The 17,719-nt window shown below is 39.6% G+C and carries 18 protein-coding genes, 1 tRNA gene and 1 other annotated feature; all 19 genes read left to right on the top strand.

The window, feature by feature from the left end; all coding sequences use genetic code 11:
* Window positions 1-43: 43 nt before the first annotated feature.
* The gene (locus NXG61_RS14585; protein ID WP_307225115.1) at window positions 44-850 is read left to right on the top strand and encodes a PTS mannose/fructose/sorbose transporter subunit IIC; all 807 of its coding nucleotides are present in this window, start codon (window positions 44-46) and stop codon (window positions 848-850) included.
* A 15-nt stretch (window positions 851-865) separates the two neighbouring features.
* Window positions 866-1,696: a mannose/fructose/sorbose PTS transporter subunit IID gene (locus tag NXG61_RS14580; RefSeq protein ID WP_307225116.1), complete on the top strand. Its 831-nt coding sequence runs from the start codon at window positions 866-868 to the stop codon at window positions 1,694-1,696.
* A gap of 32 nt (window positions 1,697-1,728) precedes the next feature.
* On the top strand, window positions 1,729-2,988 hold the full coding sequence (locus tag NXG61_RS14575; RefSeq protein ID WP_231038666.1) for a zinc-binding dehydrogenase: 1,260 nt from the start codon (window positions 1,729-1,731) through the stop codon (window positions 2,986-2,988).
* Window positions 2,989-3,036: 48 nt separating this feature from the next.
* A complete protein-coding gene (locus tag NXG61_RS14570; RefSeq protein WP_196605653.1) occupies window positions 3,037-3,897 on the top strand; it encodes a MurR/RpiR family transcriptional regulator in 861 nt (286 codons plus the stop codon).
* 15 nt (window positions 3,898-3,912) lie between these two features.
* Entirely contained in the window at window positions 3,913-4,737 is an 825-nt protein-coding gene (locus NXG61_RS14565; protein WP_196605652.1) for an SDR family oxidoreductase, read from the top strand.
* Between the two features lie 259 nt (window positions 4,738-4,996).
* Entirely contained in the window at window positions 4,997-5,449 is a 453-nt protein-coding gene (locus tag NXG61_RS14560) for a YaaR family protein (RefSeq protein ID WP_370871695.1), read from the top strand.
* Window positions 5,433-6,446 (top strand): DNA polymerase III subunit delta', encoded by a 1,014-nt coding sequence (holB, locus tag NXG61_RS14555; protein ID WP_432748949.1) that lies wholly within the window; start codon window positions 5,433-5,435, stop codon window positions 6,444-6,446. Before NXG61_RS14560 ends, holB begins: the two co-directional genes overlap by 17 nt.
* A gap of 12 nt (window positions 6,447-6,458) precedes the next feature.
* Window positions 6,459-7,292, top strand: coding sequence for a PSP1 domain-containing protein (locus tag NXG61_RS14550; protein ID WP_196605650.1), 834 nt, complete (start codon window positions 6,459-6,461; stop codon window positions 7,290-7,292).
* Window positions 7,289-8,065 (top strand): tRNA1(Val) (adenine(37)-N6)-methyltransferase, encoded by a 777-nt coding sequence (locus NXG61_RS14545; RefSeq protein WP_307225124.1) that lies wholly within the window; start codon window positions 7,289-7,291, stop codon window positions 8,063-8,065. The genes NXG61_RS14550 and NXG61_RS14545 overlap by 4 nt, the downstream gene beginning before the upstream one ends.
* A 51-nt stretch (window positions 8,066-8,116) precedes the next feature.
* Window positions 8,117-8,968: a 16S rRNA (cytidine(1402)-2'-O)-methyltransferase gene (gene rsmI / locus NXG61_RS14540; RefSeq protein WP_307225126.1), complete on the top strand. Its 852-nt coding sequence runs from the start codon at window positions 8,117-8,119 to the stop codon at window positions 8,966-8,968.
* A gap of 97 nt (window positions 8,969-9,065) precedes the next feature.
* The gene (metG, locus tag NXG61_RS14535) at window positions 9,066-10,994 is read left to right on the top strand and encodes a methionine--tRNA ligase (protein ID WP_196605647.1); all 1,929 of its coding nucleotides are present in this window, start codon (window positions 9,066-9,068) and stop codon (window positions 10,992-10,994) included.
* On the top strand, window positions 10,994-11,761 hold the full coding sequence (locus NXG61_RS14530) for a TatD family hydrolase (protein ID WP_307225138.1): 768 nt from the start codon (window positions 10,994-10,996) through the stop codon (window positions 11,759-11,761). Before metG ends, NXG61_RS14530 begins: the two co-directional genes overlap by 1 nt.
* A gap of 164 nt (window positions 11,762-11,925) precedes the next feature.
* Window positions 11,926-12,918, top strand: a complete 993-nt coding sequence (locus NXG61_RS14525; RefSeq protein WP_307225128.1) for a G5 domain-containing protein — start codon at window positions 11,926-11,928, stop codon at window positions 12,916-12,918.
* Between the two features lie 110 nt (window positions 12,919-13,028).
* Window positions 13,029-13,589, top strand: a complete 561-nt coding sequence (gene rnmV, locus NXG61_RS14520) for a ribonuclease M5 (protein ID WP_196605645.1) — start codon at window positions 13,029-13,031, stop codon at window positions 13,587-13,589.
* On the top strand, window positions 13,589-14,437 hold the full coding sequence (gene rsmA / locus NXG61_RS14515) for a 16S rRNA (adenine(1518)-N(6)/adenine(1519)-N(6))-dimethyltransferase RsmA (protein ID WP_196605644.1): 849 nt from the start codon (window positions 13,589-13,591) through the stop codon (window positions 14,435-14,437). Before rnmV ends, rsmA begins: the two co-directional genes overlap by 1 nt.
* A 22-nt stretch (window positions 14,438-14,459) precedes the next feature.
* Entirely contained in the window at window positions 14,460-15,221 is a 762-nt protein-coding gene (locus NXG61_RS14510; RefSeq protein ID WP_307225130.1) for an exodeoxyribonuclease III, read from the top strand.
* Window positions 15,222-15,274: 53 nt separating this feature from the next.
* Window positions 15,275-15,361, top strand: a tRNA-Leu gene (locus NXG61_RS14505).
* A 164-nt stretch (window positions 15,362-15,525) separates the two neighbouring features.
* Window positions 15,526-15,771: a binding site (T-box leader), on the top strand.
* A gap of 14 nt (window positions 15,772-15,785) precedes the next feature.
* Window positions 15,786-16,670: a prephenate dehydratase gene (pheA, locus tag NXG61_RS14500; RefSeq protein WP_307225132.1), complete on the top strand. Its 885-nt coding sequence runs from the start codon at window positions 15,786-15,788 to the stop codon at window positions 16,668-16,670.
* Between the two features lie 5 nt (window positions 16,671-16,675).
* Window positions 16,676-17,707 (top strand): 3-deoxy-7-phosphoheptulonate synthase, encoded by a 1,032-nt coding sequence (gene aroF, locus NXG61_RS14495; RefSeq protein WP_196605642.1) that lies wholly within the window; start codon window positions 16,676-16,678, stop codon window positions 17,705-17,707.
* Window positions 17,708-17,719: the final 12 nt, after the last annotated feature.

The following is a 17,719-nucleotide window of genomic DNA, read 5'->3' as shown; positions in this document are numbered from 1 at the left end:
TTAATCCGACGGTAAATATCATTTTTGAAAGAAGGTTTAAGTTATGGTGCTGAGTACATTTCAAATTATTTTACTTTTTTTAGTTGCTGCTGTCGCAGGAATGGGAAGTGTTTTGGATTCTTTTCAAACACACCGGCCTCTGGTTGCATGTACTTTGGTGGGGCTGGTTTTGGGAGATATTACTATGGGAATTATTTTGGGAGGAACTTTAGAGTTGATTGCTCTGGGATGGATGAATATCGGTGCTGCACAGTCACCGGATTCAGCATTGGCCAGCATTATTTCCGCGATGCTTGTTATCATCGGTAACCAGCCAATTGCAACGGGAATAGCGATTGCCCTCCCTGTTGCTGCTGCCGGACAGGTTTTGACAGTTATTGCCAGGACAATTACGGTCATGTTTCAACATGCTGCCGATAAGTATGCCGAAAGTGGTAATTTCAGAGCAATTGATTTCTGCCATATCGGTGCATTGGTCATACAGGCATTGCGTGTTTCCATTCCTGTTTTGTTGATTGCATTATTTGTTAGTCCGGCAGGTGTACAAAATTTATTAGCATTAATTCCTGCTTTTATAACTACAGGTCTTAAAGTAGCCAGTGGATTTATTGTGGTTGTAGGATATGCCATGGTCATAAATATGATGGGAGCAAAATATCTGCTGCCATTTTTTTTCCTTGGTTTTGTGATTGCCGGTTTTACTACGTTTAATTTGGTTGCTTTCGGCGTTTTAGGCCTTTTCTGCTCTATTGTTTACGTACAGCTTAACCCTAAGTTTCAGATGAACCAAACGGCAGTGGCTGATATTTCTTCCGCGTCCAACAGTATTGATGATGAATTAGATAATTAGGTAAGGAGAATTCATATGGATATTAAAAAAAGTTTAACAAAAAGCGATTTAATCAACATGTTTATAAGAACAAATTTCCAACAAGCTTCTTTTAATTTTGAGAGAATTCATGCGCTGGGGTTTTGCTTTAATATGATTCCCGCAATAAAAAGATTATACAGTTTGCCTGAGGATCAAACTTCTGCTTTAAAAAGGCATTTATCATTTTTCAATGTTACGCCTGCGTGTGTTGGACCCGTACTTGGTGTTACGGCAGCTATGGAAGAAGCAAAAGCTAATGGTGCTCAGATTGAGGAAAGTGCTATCAATAGCATTAAGATTGGTATGATGGGGCCGTTTTGCGGTGTTGGTGATCCAATTTTCTGGGGAACGCTCAGACCAATAACTGCTGCATTGGGTGCTTCTATTGCATTAACAGGAAGTGTTCTGGGACCAATTCTTTTTTTTACATTATTTAATTTAGCCAGATTGGCTGCATTGTGGCTGGGTTTATTTTATGGTTACAAGAAAGGGTTAGATCTGGTCTTAAATGAACTGAAGGGAAATAAACTGCAGAAAATCACAGAAGGTGCTTCTATTTTGGGATTTTTTGTTATGGGAGCGTTGGTTTCAAAGTGGACGGTAATCAATGTTCCTGTTGTTATCTCACAAATAGCATCACCCGATGGTTCCATAATTACAACAACGTTGCAAAATATTTTTGACCAGCTCATGCCGGGGTTATTAGGATTAGGCTTGACTCTTTTGGTATGTAAGCTATTAAAGATGCGGATCAGTCCCATTATGCTTATATTTATGTTGTTTGCAGTTGGGATAATAGGTTCTGCACTGGGAATATTGGCATAAAATAATTACTATATTTATGAAGGGTTATAATAATGAAAACAAAAGCAGTCAGGTTATATAACAAAAATGATTTGCGATTAGAAGAATTTGATTTACCAGAAATAAAAGATAATGAAATATTGGCGGAAGTCATTACTGACAGTTTATGCATGTCAACTTTAAAAGCGGTTAAGCAAGGCATCCAGCATAATAAAGTACCGGATGATATAAGTAAAAATCCTATTATTGTCGGCCATGAATTTTGTGGAAATATTTTAGCTGTAGGCAAGAAATGGATTGCTGCTTTTCATCCGGGAGATAAATTTGTAATACAGCCTAACATTGGTGCAGAAAATTGTTATGCACCTGGTTATTCATATCCGTTAATAGGTGGTGATGCTACAAAAATTATTATTCAGAATCAAGTAATGGAAAATGGCAGTCTTCTTCATTATAATGGCAAAACATATTTTGAAGGATCTTTAGTAGAACCTTTATCTTGTGTTATAGGGGCATTTAATGCTAACTATCATTTAGAGAGGATGTACAGTCATAAACATGTTATGGGTATAAAGGAAAATGGCAGTATGGCCATCTTGGGAGCGACCGGTCCCATGGGATATCTGGCAATTGATCTGGCACTGCATGGCCCCAAAAAACCAAAACTGTTGGTTGTCACCGGAAGAACACAGGAAAAACTAAATCTGGTTGAAAAATTATATCCGAAAGATGAGGCCAAAAAGCAGGGCGTGGAACTATATTACATTAATACAAGAGATTCAATAAATTTTAAAGATACCATGAAAAAAATAATGGGAGAATTTATTGAATTCAATGATGTATTTGTATTTGCACCTGATGAAAAATTAGTTCAACAGGCAGAAACACTGCTTTCTTATGACGGTTGTTTGAATTTTTTTGCCGGGCCTACTGATCATGAATTCAGTCCCAACATCAACTTTTATAATGTGCATTATAAGGCTACGCATATTGTTGGAACCAGCGGCGGCAATACAAATGATATGAAAGAAGCCGTATCTCTGATCGAATCGCAAAATATCAATGCAGCTAAAATAGTATCCCATATTTTAGGATTAAATGATGCAGCAAAAGCAACAATAAATCTTTCAGATCTAGGCGGTGGTAAAAAAATAGTATATACCAATAAAAAGTTTCCTTTAACACAATTATCAGATTTTCATATTGCACATAACAATTTTGAAAAAACTTTATCGCAGATCATCAAAAAGAATAATGGTTTTTGGAGTTTTGAAGCCGAACGATATTTTATCGAACACGCACCTGAGATATAATATAAGAACAGTTAAAAGTTAAATATTACAAAGGGAAGTGTTCATAGTATGTCGGAGAAAAAAGACTTTAATGTAATAGACAAAATAACCTCTTGTTACAGTGATTTTTTTGATGCAGAAAAGAGAGTAGCTGATTATATAATGGCCCATTCAGACACTGTTATAAATATGACTGTCGCAGAATTGGCAGAAGTAAGTGCATCAAGCAAAGCAACAGTTGTAAGAGTATGCAAAAAATGCGGCTGTGAGGGTTTTTACCATCTAAAAATAAAAATGGCCAAGGAAATGGTCAATCATGATGATGTTAAAGTATCAAACAATATTGATATTAATAATTTAGAACAATCACTGCAAAATATTTTGGCTAATAAATATGAAGAACTAAAGCAGACAATATTAAATATTAAAGTCAAGGATCTTGATAATATTATCAATTGTATTAAAAATGCCAATATGATTTTGTTTGCAGCACAGGGAAATACTATTCCTATTGCCTTAGATGGTGCCTATAAATTTACCGAACTGGGTATAACTTCTTTTTCCTCGACAATTTGGGAACATCAATTAGTAATCGCACACAGGTTGAAAAAAACAGATGTAGTAATCGCCATATCCGCATCAGGTGAATCTAAAAATCTTCTTAGTATTATTGATGTTGCTGCTAAGCAAAAAGCGACTGTTGTTGCCATAACTAATTCGGCGACATCTTCTCTGGCATCAAAGGCAGATTATCATATTAATACTATTTCACGAGAACGGTTGTTTTTCCCTGAGTTTAGTTTTGCGCTTACACGCCTTGCAGCTATGGCAGTGATTGAGATCTTATTTTTTCTGCTGGCAGGAAGCAAGGCCGACTCACATAATTATATTGACGTACATGAACAATCCATGGCTGATGATAAAATTTAGAAAAAGGGTGATTCGTTGACTTCATGGTTAGAATTAGAAGGCAAGACTGCCATTATAACTGGCGGAGCTTCTGGAATTGGTAAAGCTATAGCTCAAGCTTATTTAGACAATGGTGTTAATACTGTTGTGTGTGATATAAACAAAAATAAACCTGAATTTGATATAAAGAAAAATAGCGGTCAATTTATCTATTTTACTATGGATATTACAAATAAAAAAAGCGTAGAGGAGATGGTTTTTTCAACAAAAAAAATATTTGGCTCCATTGATATTTTAGTCAATAATGCAGGTATTAATATTCCTGGATTATTAATTGATTATCATTCAGGAAAAAATTCTTCCATATACGAAATTACCGAAAATATATTTGATAAGATTGTTAATATAAATTTAAAAGGACTTTTTTTCTGTTCGCAAATAGTCGGACGAGAGTTTGTCAAAAACAGAAAAGGAACAATTATTAATCTTTCATCTGAAAGCGGACTGGAAGGCTCAGAAGGTCAAAGTGTCTATGCTGCAACTAAAAATGCTGTAAATTCTCTTACACGTTCATGGGCAAAGGAGTTGGGGCATATAGGAATTCGGGTAGCTGCTGTTGCTCCGGGTATTTTAGAGGCTACTGGTCTTAGAACATTGGAATACGAAACTGCCCTGGCATATACCCGTGGCATTACAGTTGCACAGTTACGTGATGGATATAACCGAGCATCAACAACTCCCATGGGCAGATGCGGTCGATTAGATGAAGTGGCTGATTTGGTATGTTATTTGAGCAGTGAACGGGCAAGTTATATTCACGGGGTTACTTATAATATTGCTGGAGGGAAGACACGCGGCTGAATCAATCAAGGAATTTGACTAATATTTTATTCGGAAATAAAGGATTTGTTAAAACTTATTGTATTGACTGGCAGATGTTGAAATAAGTAAAATATAACTTATTTCAACATTATTTTTTTATGTCCGGTATGAATTGCCAAATGTTATAAAAACAATTATAATTTATAATAATAAGCATAAAATAGATTAGCGGTGTTGTCTGTTGGACGATACCGATTGAGTTAATGTTAATGTAATGAGAAGCAGGGTGTATAACATGATGAAAATAGAATCACTCAACACCAAGCAACAGCAGCTTTTTCATAGCACCGGGAATAGCCGTGACGTCCAAGTAAAAGGGCAGGTAAATGATTTTTCTGCGGAACTTGACCAGAATCAGCAGGATTTATCAATGGAACAGCTCAAAAAACTTTTGGAACAGGTTTCGGAACAGGGAGCCAAGCTGACGCAGACCCCAACGTTTGAAGAACTCAGCTCTTATCGTGATCTGGTCAAGCAGTTTATAGGTGAAGCTGTGACACATATGTACTCGAGGCAGTCCCAGGCCGGATGGGACAGGATGGGCAGGCAGAAGGTCTATACCACTGTGCGCAAAATTGACAGTAATCTGGAAGCAATGGCAGAGGAAATACGATTGGGGCAGGTCAGTGCGCTCAGTATAGCTTCAAAACATGATGCTATACGCGGGATGCTTGTTGACCTTTATATGTAGATTTATGATAGTTCATTGGCAGGATATAAAAGGGCATAGTCAGATAGCGGACAGTCTCAAAATAATGGTTGCTGAGGACAGACTGCCCCATGCCATGTTATTTTCCGGCATGGCTGGAGTGGGAAAGTTTCTCATGGGGATGGCTTTTGCTTCGGCATTGCTGTGCGAAAAAAAAGATGGTCCATGCAGACATTGTCCCTCCTGCATGGCTTTACAAAATAATGTTCATCCTGATTTTTTTGTTTTGGAGCCTGAAGGCAAAACAGTACAGATGATAAAAATTGAGCAAATCCGCCAATTGCAGAAAGAAATTTCTCTGTCCGCCTATTTGGCGGATAAACGCGTAGTTTTGATCAGAAATGCGGATAGAATGAACGAGAATGCTGCTAACTGTCTTCTAAAAACATTAGAAGAACCTGTGGGCAATATTTTCTTTATATTAACTGCTGATAATGAGAAAAAAATATTACCTACTGTTTTGTCACGCTGTATGAAAATATATTTTTCCCCGTTATCTGATACATTGATCAGTGATATAATGGCTGATCAGAATATAAAACGGGACAAGAGCGAGGCATTGGCAAAGCTGGCCGGGGGAAGTGCGGAACAGGCATTGGCCCTCTATGAAAATGGCGGCATGGAAAATCGTTTGGCAGCATTTGATTTTCTTAAAACAATTTTTTCCTTTACTGATGAAGACATCTGGACACTCGCAGACAAGCTGGCAGCATCAGGCAGAGAAAAGTTTGGAGAATGGCTGTTATATCTTCAATTGTTCTGGCGTGATATGGCAGCTCTTGACGGCGATGCAGAATGTATGAAGCTGTATAATAATGATATGAAGGCAGAGCTTATGCAGGTAAAGGCAGATTGGGGTATAACAGCTGTGTTTGCTGCATGCAAATATGTCCAGGAAATGCAGCGTAGATTATTGACCAATGCAGATGTGAGACTTATTGCGGAAAAATTTATTATAGATTTACGTTATTTGAAATGAGGAGTTTATTTAGTGCAAACAGTAGTTGGCATTCGCTTCAAAAAAGCGGGTAAAATATATTATTTCGCTCCGGGAGGCAATCAGTTGATTGCGGATGATGGTGTGATCGTTGAAACGGCCCGCGGGGTTGAATATGGAACATTAGTAATTCCGGCGCGGGATGTTCCGGAAAGTGAGATAGTTCAGCCGTTGAAAACTATTTTGCGTAAAGCCACAAAGGAAGATCTGGAAAAAGTAAAGGAAAACAGAGAAAAAGAAAAAGAAGCATTCGTTTTATGTGAAGAAAAGATAAAAATACATGAACTGCCTATGAAGCTTATAGGTGTGGAATATACATTTGATGTCAATAAAATTATTTTTTACTTTACGGCTGACGGGCGTGTCGATTTCAGGGAACTGGTTAAAGATCTGGCCGCTATTTTTCATACGCGCATTGAGCTTCGTCAGATCGGCGTACGGGATGAAGCAAAAATCACGGGAGGTATCGGGTATTGTGGCAGACCTCTATGCTGCGCGACTTTTCTCGGCGATTTTGAACCGGTTTCTATACGTATGGCCAAAGATCAAAATTTGTCATTGAACCCCACTAAAATATCAGGAATTTGCGGAAGGCTCATGTGCTGTCTGAAATACGAAAATGATATGTATTGCTGCAAATCAAAATGCTGCAGAAATAATATAATCGCTCCGCCTAAAAGAGGAAGCCGCGTAGTGTCTGTTGACGGAGAAGGAAAAGTAATTTCCGTCAACGAACAAAAACGCGTGGCTACTATTTTGCTTGATAATAAACGCACCATTGTTGCTTCGTGGGATGATGTTATTGAAAAAGATGAAGAAGATACATGAAACTGAATCCTTTTGAGCGAATTGATGATTTATTAACAGACGGATTGAAAATAATCCAAAATGAAAAAGAATTTTGTTTTTCGTTGGATGCTGTGCTGCTGGCTCATTTTGTCCATGTGAGGAGAAATGACAGCGGTCTGGATCTGGGCACAGGTACGGGAGTCATTCCTCTGCTGCTGGCAAGACATGTACGGGAAATGCATGCTATAGAAATCAATGCTGTTACAGCTGATCTTGCCAGACGCAATGCAGAAATGAATGGTTTGGCGAAAAAGATCGTGGTGAGGCAGGCGGATTATCGGCATCTGCATGAATTTTATCCGGCGCAGTCTGCGGATTTTGTGGTGGCAAATCCACCCTATAGGCCTATTGCACATGGTGACGTGAATAAAATAGACGGAGTGGCGATGGCCCGACACGAAATAACCGCATCACTTGAAGATGTTGTTATGGCTGCACGATATGCTTTGAAATTTCATGGCAGATTTGCTATGGTGCATCTGCCGGAACGCCTTGCAGAGATAATGGTCGAAATGGATAAGAATAGTATTATTCCCAAAAAACTGCGTTTTGTTCAGCCTAAGAGAGAGAAGACGCCTAATATGGTGCTTATTGAAGGTATAGCCGGCGGGGCTAAAGGGGGATTGAAAGTAGATACTCCTTTGGTCGTGCATAATGACGACGGCAGCTATAAAGATGAATTGCTGCGCTATTATTATCCTGATGCTGCAGGCGGCACACACTGGCAGAAATCGGATAATGCATCAAATTAAAAAGCTGAAAACCACTCGATTACCGAGTGGTTTTTATTATAAGGAGAGTATATGGAGGACAATAAAAAGGGAACATTATACTTAGTGGGGACGCCTATCGGCAATCTGGACGATATGACTTTCAGGGCGGTAAAAATATTAAAAAATGTTGATTTGATAGCTGCCGAAGATACGAGGCATACCCGCAAACTGTTGACTCATTTTGATATACATGTGCCTTTGACTAGCTATCATGAACATAATAAGGCAATAAAAGGACCGGAACTTATAGAAAAACTTCTCGCAGGCAGCGATATGGCTGTGGTCAGTGATGCGGGGCTGCCCGGCATTGCAGATCCGGGGAGTGATTTGGTTGTACTTGCACTAAAAAAAGAAATAATTGTCTCGCCGATTCCGGGAGCAAATGCGGGATTGTCGGCACTTATTTCTTCAGGGATCAGTACTGTCCAATTTTCTTTTATCGGTTTTCTGCCAAAAAAAACTTCCAGGCGCCGAGTGCTTTTGGAAGAGGTGAGGGAACGAAAAGATACGCTGATTTTTTATGAAACTCCGCATCGTTTGATGTCTATTCTGCGGGAAATGGCAGAAATTTTAGGCAGCAAAAGAAAAATTGCGATCGGACGTGAACTTACAAAAAAGTTTGAGCAGTTTATCCGAGGCACTTTGGAAGAAATAAACGAATATTTTTTGTCTGTTGAACCGCGCGGAGAATTTGTTTTGATCGTGGAGGGAGCAGGTGAATCGGAAAGCCTGCTTATAAATGATATTCCTCCTGCCGAATATGTTGCGGTGCTGATAAATAAAGGCTTGACAAAAAAAGCGGCGATAAAAAAAACGGCCGATGATCTCCATTTGAACCGCAGAGATGTTTATAGTGCTGTGGTAAAAGCCGGAGAAGCATGAAGCTTTGGCAGAGGTGGTATTTTCTTTTAATATAAAGTATAATTTAAATTCAGCTGAATTTTTAATAATATACTAAAACAATATGGAGGTAATTTCTTTGGAAAAAAAATCATTTTACATAACGACACCTATTTATTATCCCAGTGCAAAACTGCATATTGGCCATGCATACTGTACGACTATTGCAGATTCTATTGCCCGTTATAAAAGGCTTAGCGGTTTTGATGTTTTTTTTCTCACAGGGTCAGATGAGCATGGACAGAAAATACAGCAGAAAGCTGAAGAAGCCGGAGTGGAGCCGATAGAATATGTAAATAAAATCGTTGCAGATTTTCAAGATCTCTGGCGGCATTTGAATATATCAAATGATGATTTTATCCGGACAACTGAGGAACGTCATCATAAGGTCGTTCAGGAAATATTTAAACGCATTTATGAAAAGGGAGATATTTATAAAGGAGAATATAAGGGCCTTTATTGTACACCGTGTGAATCCTTTTGGCTGGAGCGCCAGCTGGTGGACGGAAAATGTCCTGATTGCGGACGCCCTGTTAAGGAAGTCAGCGAGGAAGCCTATTTCTTTAAAATATCAAAATACGCAGATCGTTTATTGAAGTATATAGAAGATAATCCAGATTTTATTCAGCCCATATCACGACGTAATGAAATGATCAATTTTATAAAACAAGGATTGGAAGATCTTTGTATTTCACGTACTTCTTTCAGCTGGGGTATCCCTGTGCCGATCGATAATAAGCATGTTATATATGTTTGGTTTGATGCGTTGTCCAACTATCTGACGCCGATCGGTTTCCTGGATGATAAAGAAAAATTCGATAAGTTTTGGCCGGCAGACCTGCATCTTGTCGGGAAAGAAATCGTGCGGTTTCATACAATAATATGGCCGATCATTTTGATGGCTCTTGACCTGCCTCTGCCGAAGAAGGTTTATGGACACGGCTGGCTTATTGTCGACGGAGATAAGATGAGCAAGTCTAAAGGAAATGTGGTTGATCCGGTAGGCTTGATTGAAGAGTTTGGGGCGGATGCCATAAGATATTTTCTGCTGCGGGAAATAAATTTGGGACAGGACGGTAATTTTTCGCGTGATGCTCTCATAGGGCGCATCAACTCGGATTTGGCCAATGATTTGGGCAATCTGCTGCATCGTACACTGAATATGATCGGTAAATTCAACGATGGAGTTATAGCTGCACCGGCACCAATACGCCCGGTGGATGAAAATTTGATCCAAGAAGCAAAATCTACTGTTACCGAGTATAAACAACTTATGGACAACATGCATTTGTCGGATGCTATAAAATTAGTATGGTCGTTCATCAGCCGTTCAAATAAATATGTTGATGAAACAATGCCGTGGGCATTGGCAAAAGATCAGAATAAAAAAGCAGAGCTCAATAGAGTACTGTATGATTTGGCGGAAAGTCTGCGAATTTCTGCTATCCTTATTTTTCCTTTTATGCCTGATACAGCCGAAAAAATATGGGAACAGCTTAACATGCAGAAAAAGGTCGCTGATAGTGCTATTTCTGATACAGATTGGGGTAAATTGCAGGAAGGTATGAAAGTAAATAAACCTGAACAGCTTTTCCCCCGTATAGAGATAAATGAAGAAGAAAAAGAAGCTGACACAAAAAAAGAAAATAAAAAAAATGTAACTGTGCAAAATGAAGATCAAGATGGTGAGGGAATGATCACCATAGACGATTTTTCAAAAGTGGAATTGCGAGTAGCAGAGGTGATTGAAGCAAAGCCGGTGCCCAAAACAGAAAAACTGCTGCAGCTTACAGTTGAACTTGAGGGAGAGAAAAGAACCATTGTTTCAGGTATCGCTAAGTTTTATACACCAGAGGATCTTGTCGGCAGGCATGTTGTTCTGGTGGCAAATCTCAAACCTGTAAAATTGCGCGGGGTGCTTTCACATGGTATGCTTCTGGCTGCATCAAAGGGCAATGAATTAAAGATTGTTGAAGTCGATATGCCGACAGGAAGCAAGGTAAAATGATGCTAGCCGATACACATGCACATCTTGATGATGAGCAATACAACGGCGACAGAGATGACGTTGTCAAACGCGCCGTTGATGAACAAATTGAAATAATAATAAATATGGGCGCTGATATGGCATCATCCCATAAAGCTGTATTTCTGGCGGCTGCGTATGAAATTGTTTATGCGGCAGTCGGCATACATCCCGAAGAAGCTGATACAGTACTGAAGAATGATGATTATATATTAGCGGAACTGGCTGATAAGAATAAAAAAGTATTGGCAATTGGTGAGATCGGTCTCGATTATCACTTCCGCACGGATAATAAAGACAGACAAAAAAATATTTTTGTGAGGCAGCTGGATTTGGCGCGGCAGCTGGGACTGCCGGTCAGTATACACGACAGGGATGCACACGGTGACCTGGTGGATATACTGAAAAAGGAAGGCCGTGGTATAAGAGGCGTTATTCATTGTTATTCAGGCAGCGGTGAAATGGCAAAAGAACTTTTGAAAATGGGCTGGTATCTGGGTGTTGACGGCCCGTTGACCTTTAAGAATGCAGCCAAATTGCCAGAAATAATAAAAACTGTACCGCTGGAAAGATTGCTTCTGGAAACTGATTCACCTTATTTGGCGCCTGTTCCTAAAAGAGGAAAGCGGAATGAACCTTCATATGTGAAATATACAGCTCAAAAGGTGGCAGAGCTTAGAAATGAAGAGTTTTCTCATATTGCACAAATAACAACGGCAAATGCAAAAACATTGTTTTTAGAACGATAAAACACCACATTATTGTCTTAGTTGCGCTTATAATGCGCACATTAGCGTTTTATATTAAAAAAAAGAGATAAATGTTCACAAACAATGCTGTATTTTACAAAAAAACCTCCTTGTTTGACATAATTGTAAATATTATGTTATAATCCCAAAAAAGGAGGTAACTAATGACTGTAAAAGAAATTTTTTCACATCATACCAAATTCGCCAGAATAGCAGCATGTCTGACATTGGTTGTAATAATGTCGGTTGTGGCCGGATTTTCTAAGATAAATAAAAATATTCGCATCGTTGCTGACGGACAAACAACTGTGGTCAATACCATGAATGACAATCCTGCCAGTATAATATCTCAGGCGGGCATAAAGCTTGATCCGGCTGATGAATATTCGCTGTCAACGAAGAATATTAATGATGGCACAACAATAACAATTCAACGCGCTGTTCCGGTGATTATAAAAGTTGATGATAATACCCGTAAAATGAAAACGACTGCCATTGATGTACAGGCATTGCTGAAAAATATGGGGTATAATTTATTAGACTTTTATACTTTGCCAAATGAAAATGCGGCAATAACACCCAATATGCTTATCCGACTTGAACCATTGACAAATAAAATAGTTTTCAGGGATGAAGACGAACCCTTCAATACCGTATATCAGGATGATAGTACACTTCCTGTGGGAACTGTGAAAGTCATTCAAAAAGGTGATTCAGGGATTGATCGGTTTATGGTTAAGGAATATTACAACGGTGGAAAAAAGGTAGATGAACAAATTTTACAGAAGTCGGTTATAAAGCAATCTGTTCCTGAAGTAGTAGCCAAGGGGACATATTCTCCTGCAGATGCAGCAAGTAATGGACAGATACCGCCATATGTGGCAATGATACACGTTCAGGCCAGTGCATATCTGCCGACCGACGGCAGCGGCAGCGGTTACACAGCCACGGGGATGCCGGCACGACGTGGTGTGGTAGCGGTGGATCCCAATGTTATACCGCTGGGGACCAGATTATACATTCCGGGATACGGAGAAGCAGTCGCTGCCGATACAGGTGGATTTTCCGGAAACATGATTGATATTTGCATGGAATCATACACGGAAGCTATAAACTGGGGACGACGAAATATAAATATATATATATTGCCAAATTGAGTAAAGGGCTGTGCCGCTGGCACGGCTTTTCTTTTTATTTTCATTTAATAATTGCTTTTTTTAGGATATTATCGGAAAATATATTATAATCTAATAGACAGGAGAGAATAATGATAAAAGAAGTATTGATAGTCGAAGGTAAGATGGATGTTGTCGCTGTAAATAAAGCTGTAGAAGCGGATTGTATCATTACGGGCGGTTTTGGCCTTAATAGAGGAACTGTCGATAATATTCGCCACGCATATAAAAAACGGGGGATAATTATTTTGACAGATCCTGATTCGGCGGGAGAGCGGATAAGAAAGTGGCTGACCAGAAGATTTCCAAAAGCAAAGCATGCGTTTATACCGGTTGAAGAGGCATCGGCCCATAATGATATCGGTGTGGAACAGGCTTCACCGGAATCCATAAGAAATGCTTTGAAAAAGGTGCGTACGGAAAGCGTTAAGACAGAAGCTCTTTTTACGGCAGCGGATTTGTTGCAGAATGGGTTAAGCGGCGGCAAAAATTCTTCGATGAAAAGAGCGGAAGTCGGAGCGGTGTTGGGCTTGGGATATGCCAACGCAAAAATATTTTTGCAGAGGCTTAATACATATGGTGTAACGAGAAAAGAATTTATGGATACAATTACAGATATCAGTAAAAAAATAGAAAATAATGAGGTGGATTGATGGAACAACCGATAATCGCGAAGCGGGAAGTTACGCAATATATCTTAAAAAGATTTGGGCTGCATATGAATAAAAGATTGGGACAAAATTTTTTAATAGATCCGGCAGTTGTCAGCGGGATCGTCGATGCAGCTGAAATAAATTCTGATGATGTAGTTCTTGAAATAGGGCCTGGAATAGGTACCTTAACACAAGGCCTTCTCGAAGCAGGTGCGGAAGTTTTTGCCGTAGAACTTGATAAAAGGCTTCCTACTATTTTAGAACATACATTGGAAGGCTATGAAAATTTTCATGTTATAAATGCGGATATTTTGAAGACGGATATAAGAACGCTTACCGGCGGAAGATCATTTAAAGTGGCGGCAAATTTGCCGTATTATATAACTACACCCATAATTATGTATCTGCTGGAGGAACAGCTGCCGATAACAAAACTTGTGACTATGGTGCAGAAGGAAGTCGCGGAACGTATGACGGCAGCCCCGGGAAGCAAAATTTACGGAGCACTGTCTGTAGCAGTGCAGTATTATAGCTGTGCGCATATTTGCTTTGATGTAGATCCGCAGTCCTTTATGCCAAAGCCGGAAGTGGAATCTTCTGTTATATTGTGTGATGTTTATCAAGAACGTCCTGTCAGACCGGTGGATGAAAAAATGTTTTTTCGCGTGGTAAAGGCTGCTTTTGGGCAAAGAAGAAAAACACTGAGTAATTCTCTTGGCAATCTCGGTGTGACGAAGGAATTGATACGGGAAATCTTATTGGAATCAGAAATTGATGATAAAAGACGGGGTGAAACTTTGTCTTTGCAGGAATTTGCAGCTATTGCGGATAATTTCAGCAAGAGGTAATAAGGGAAGCGGGTGCTATAAAATGAGATTTGTTTCGTGGAACGTCAATGGACTCAGAGCATGTGTCAATAAGGGATTTATTGAATCATTCAAAAAATTGGATGCTGATTTTTTTTGTCTGCAGGAAACAAAAATGCAGCCAGAACAATTATCTTTGCAGCTTGAAGGCTATGAGCAGTACTGGAACAGTGCCCAGAAAAAAGGATATTCAGGAACCGCTGTATTCAGCAGGGTGAAGCCGTTGAATGTTTATTATGGTATCAATATGGAAAAGCATGATCAGGAAGGAAGAGTAATAACTCTCGAAATGCAGGAGTTTTATCTGGTAACGGTATATACACCAAATTCTAAAAATGAATTGGCCCGGTTGCCTTATCGGATGGAATGGGAGGATGATTTCCGCAGCTATCTGCTGGCCTTGAATAAAAAGAAACCTGTCGTAGTCTGCGGAGATTTGAATGTTGCCCATAATGATATCGATTTGAAAAATCCGGGGACAAATCATAAAAATGCCGGTTTTACAGATGAAGAGCGAGAAAAATTCAGCAAACTTTTAGAAACAGGTTTTATTGACACCTTTAGGTATTTGTATCCTGATAAAAAAGATATTTACAGCTGGTGGTCATATATGCGAAAGTCCCGTGATCGTAATGCCGGATGGCGTATAGATTATTTTCTCATATCTGATTTCTTAAAAAATAATCTGAAAGAAGCATATATATATGACGATATACTGGGGAGCGATCATTGCCCGGTCGGTTTAGAATTGAAAAAAATATCTTGACAGGACATCATATTAATAATATAATATTACATGTTTCACAAGACAATAGCTGTGCCGTTGTGGCGGAATTGGCAGACGCAGCAGACTCAAAATCTGCCGCCTTTACGGGTGTGTGGGTTCAACTCCCACCAACGGCACCATAGAAATTTTTTACCCTTTCCTTTAAGGAAAGGGTTTTTATTTTGCTTAAGGAAGAATAAACAGCAGTATGCAAACAAATGTTTTTCCTGTAAGAAAAATCAATCCTATACTTGCAATAAATAATTATCTATGCTATGATAATAGCACTTTCAGTTGTATATGTGTAAAAATGAAGAACGGGAAAAGTAAGCAGTAATTGTTATTACAGAGAGCCATGGCTGCTGGGATCATGGCATAGGGATTGTTGCTGAAGTTCACCCGGGAGTTGCTCGCTGAAATTTTATGTAGGCGATGCCGGAGCCCAGCCGTTATATGATGGGGGAGTATCGGTCGTCAGCAGGCCCGTACTTGACATGAGATAGCTTTTAGCTAAATTAAGGTGGTAACGTGAGTAGTCCTCGCCCTTTACGGGTGGGGGCTTTTTTGTTTTTAGGAGGTGTTGGCAGAATAATGTCTGTATTGGGGTTTTTAGGACCGAATGGTACACATAGTGAAGAGGCCGCGATATATATGAATACTTTATTGGGCAATAACTGGGTATTGAAGCCTTATCGCAGTATATATGAGGCAATAGCTGCTGCCGATGAAGGAGAAGCAGATTGCTGCTTTGTCCCTGTGGAGAATTCAATAGAAGGTTCTGTGCGGATAACACTTGATACTTTGGCACATGATGTAGATTTGAAAATAAATATGGAACTTGTTTGGGCCGTTCACAATCAATTGCTGGTAAAGGACAGTCGGGAAAAAATAACTAAATTGATTTCTCATCCTCAGGCTTTGGCGCAATGCCGCAAATACATAAAAATGAATTATTCTGCGGCGGAACTGGTGGAAGTTTCCAGTACAGCACATGCGGCGGAGGTTGTGGCAGCGGGAATGAAAAATGCCGCGGCGATAGCGTCAAAAAGATCTGCCGACATATATAATTTGACTGTATTGGATAAGGACATACAGGATAATTGTGATAACGTTACGCGTTTCATTCTTTTGAGCAAAACAACAAGCAGCATCAATAAAACCGATCCGGAAAAAACGATGCTCATATGTCAGATGGACGGTTCAAAAGCAGGAAGTTTGTGCGATGTTTTGGCAGAATTTGCCAAATATAATATAAATATGACTCATATAGAATCAAGACCGACTAGAATGCAGCTGGGCAGATATATGTTCTTTTTTGAAGTGGAAGTGCCTCTTGATGGCAGGGAAAGACTGATAAAAGCTATTGCGGCTGTAAAAAAGAAATGTTTTTGGCTTAAAGATATGGGCCTGTTTCCGGTAATAAAAGCAGAAAATAAAAAATGGAGGTAAATTATATGATAGTAATTATGAATCCTGATGCAACTGATACAGAAGTACAAAATGTGGTAAAGGCAATTGAGCATGTGGGACTTAAAGCTAAGATTATGGAAGGTTCAGCGCAAAAAATAGTAGGATTGATAGGTGATAAAAGGAATATAGATTCTTCCTCGCTGGAAGCATTGCCTGGTGTAGATCATACCGTGGCAATTTCAAAAAGCTATAAGCTGGCCAGCAGAGAATTTCATCCTCAATCCAGTATTGTAAATGTGGATGGTGTAAAAATTGGCGATGGAAATATTGTTATAATGGCCGGACCTTGTGCCGTAGAATCATTGGAGCAGCTGTTGGAATCAGCAAAAATTGTTAAGGCAGGCGGTGCACAATTTCTGCGGGGCGGAGCATATAAACCGCGCACATCACCGTATTCTTTCCAGGGGTTGAAAGATGAAGGCCTGAAGTATTTGGCAGAAGCACGCAGTCAAACAGGATTGAAAGTAGTTACTGAGGTTACTGAAGTAGAAGCGGTAGAAACAGTGTCACGTTATGCGGATATGCTGCAGGTGGGAGCCAGGAACATGCAGAATTTCCGGCTGCTTAAAGAAGTGGGTCAAGCTAAAAAACCTGTATTGCTTAAAAGAGGACTGGCAGCCACACTGGAAGAATGGCTCAATGCGGCCGAGTATATTATGAAAGAGGGAAATAACGACGTTGTTTTGTGTGAACGTGGTATACGCACATATGAAACATATACTCGGAATACTTTGGATATGAGTGCAGTAGCTGCGGTAAAACATTTAAGTCATCTGCCGATAATTGTAGATCCAAGCCACGGAACGGGGAAATGGAGAATGGTCAGACCGATGGCTTTCGCTGCGACAGCCGCCGGAGCTGACGGATTAATGATGGAAGTTCATCCTGATCCCTCCAAAGCCTTGTCTGACGGACAGCAGTCTCTCACACCGGAAAATTATATGGAAGTAAGCAGCGGGGTTCATAAAATTTCTTGTTTCATGAAAGAATCGGGAATAGCTATTACTTCGTTATGAATAAAAGCAGGA

It is taken from the genome of Pectinatus haikarae, assembly GCF_050916305.1.
GTDB lineage: Bacteria > Bacillota > Negativicutes > Selenomonadales > Selenomonadaceae > Pectinatus > Pectinatus haikarae.
The sequence above is the reverse complement of the archived record's forward strand: the minus strand, read 5'-3'. Positions and strand labels throughout refer to the sequence as shown.

What these genes read in the sequence shown, in the direction of transcription:
- NXG61_RS14570 (WP_196605653.1), top strand. Translation starts at nt 3,037, where the DNA reads ATGTCGGAGAAAAAAGACTTTAATGTAATAGACAAAATAACCTCTTGT.
- NXG61_RS14530 (WP_307225138.1), top strand. Translation starts at nt 10,994, where the DNA reads ATGCTAGCCGATACACATGCACATCTTGATGATGAGCAATACAACGGC.
- rsmI (WP_307225126.1), top strand. Translation starts at nt 8,117, where the DNA reads ATGGAGGACAATAAAAAGGGAACATTATACTTAGTGGGGACGCCTATC.
- NXG61_RS14560 (WP_370871695.1), top strand. Translation starts at nt 4,997, where the DNA reads ATGAAAATAGAATCACTCAACACCAAGCAACAGCAGCTTTTTCATAGC.
- NXG61_RS14585 (WP_307225115.1), top strand. Translation starts at nt 44, where the DNA reads ATGGTGCTGAGTACATTTCAAATTATTTTACTTTTTTTAGTTGCTGCT.
- NXG61_RS14510 (WP_307225130.1), top strand. Translation starts at nt 14,460, where the DNA reads ATGAGATTTGTTTCGTGGAACGTCAATGGACTCAGAGCATGTGTCAAT.
- NXG61_RS14575 (WP_231038666.1), top strand. Translation starts at nt 1,729, where the DNA reads ATGAAAACAAAAGCAGTCAGGTTATATAACAAAAATGATTTGCGATTA.
- NXG61_RS14545 (WP_307225124.1), top strand. Translation starts at nt 7,289, where the DNA reads ATGAAACTGAATCCTTTTGAGCGAATTGATGATTTATTAACAGACGGA.
- NXG61_RS14580 (WP_307225116.1), top strand. Translation starts at nt 866, where the DNA reads ATGGATATTAAAAAAAGTTTAACAAAAAGCGATTTAATCAACATGTTT.
- rsmA (WP_196605644.1), top strand. Translation starts at nt 13,589, where the DNA reads ATGGAACAACCGATAATCGCGAAGCGGGAAGTTACGCAATATATCTTA.
- rnmV (WP_196605645.1), top strand. Translation starts at nt 13,029, where the DNA reads ATGATAAAAGAAGTATTGATAGTCGAAGGTAAGATGGATGTTGTCGCT.
- NXG61_RS14525 (WP_307225128.1), top strand. Translation starts at nt 11,926, where the DNA reads ATGACTGTAAAAGAAATTTTTTCACATCATACCAAATTCGCCAGAATA.
- aroF (WP_196605642.1), top strand. Translation starts at nt 16,676, where the DNA reads ATGATAGTAATTATGAATCCTGATGCAACTGATACAGAAGTACAAAAT.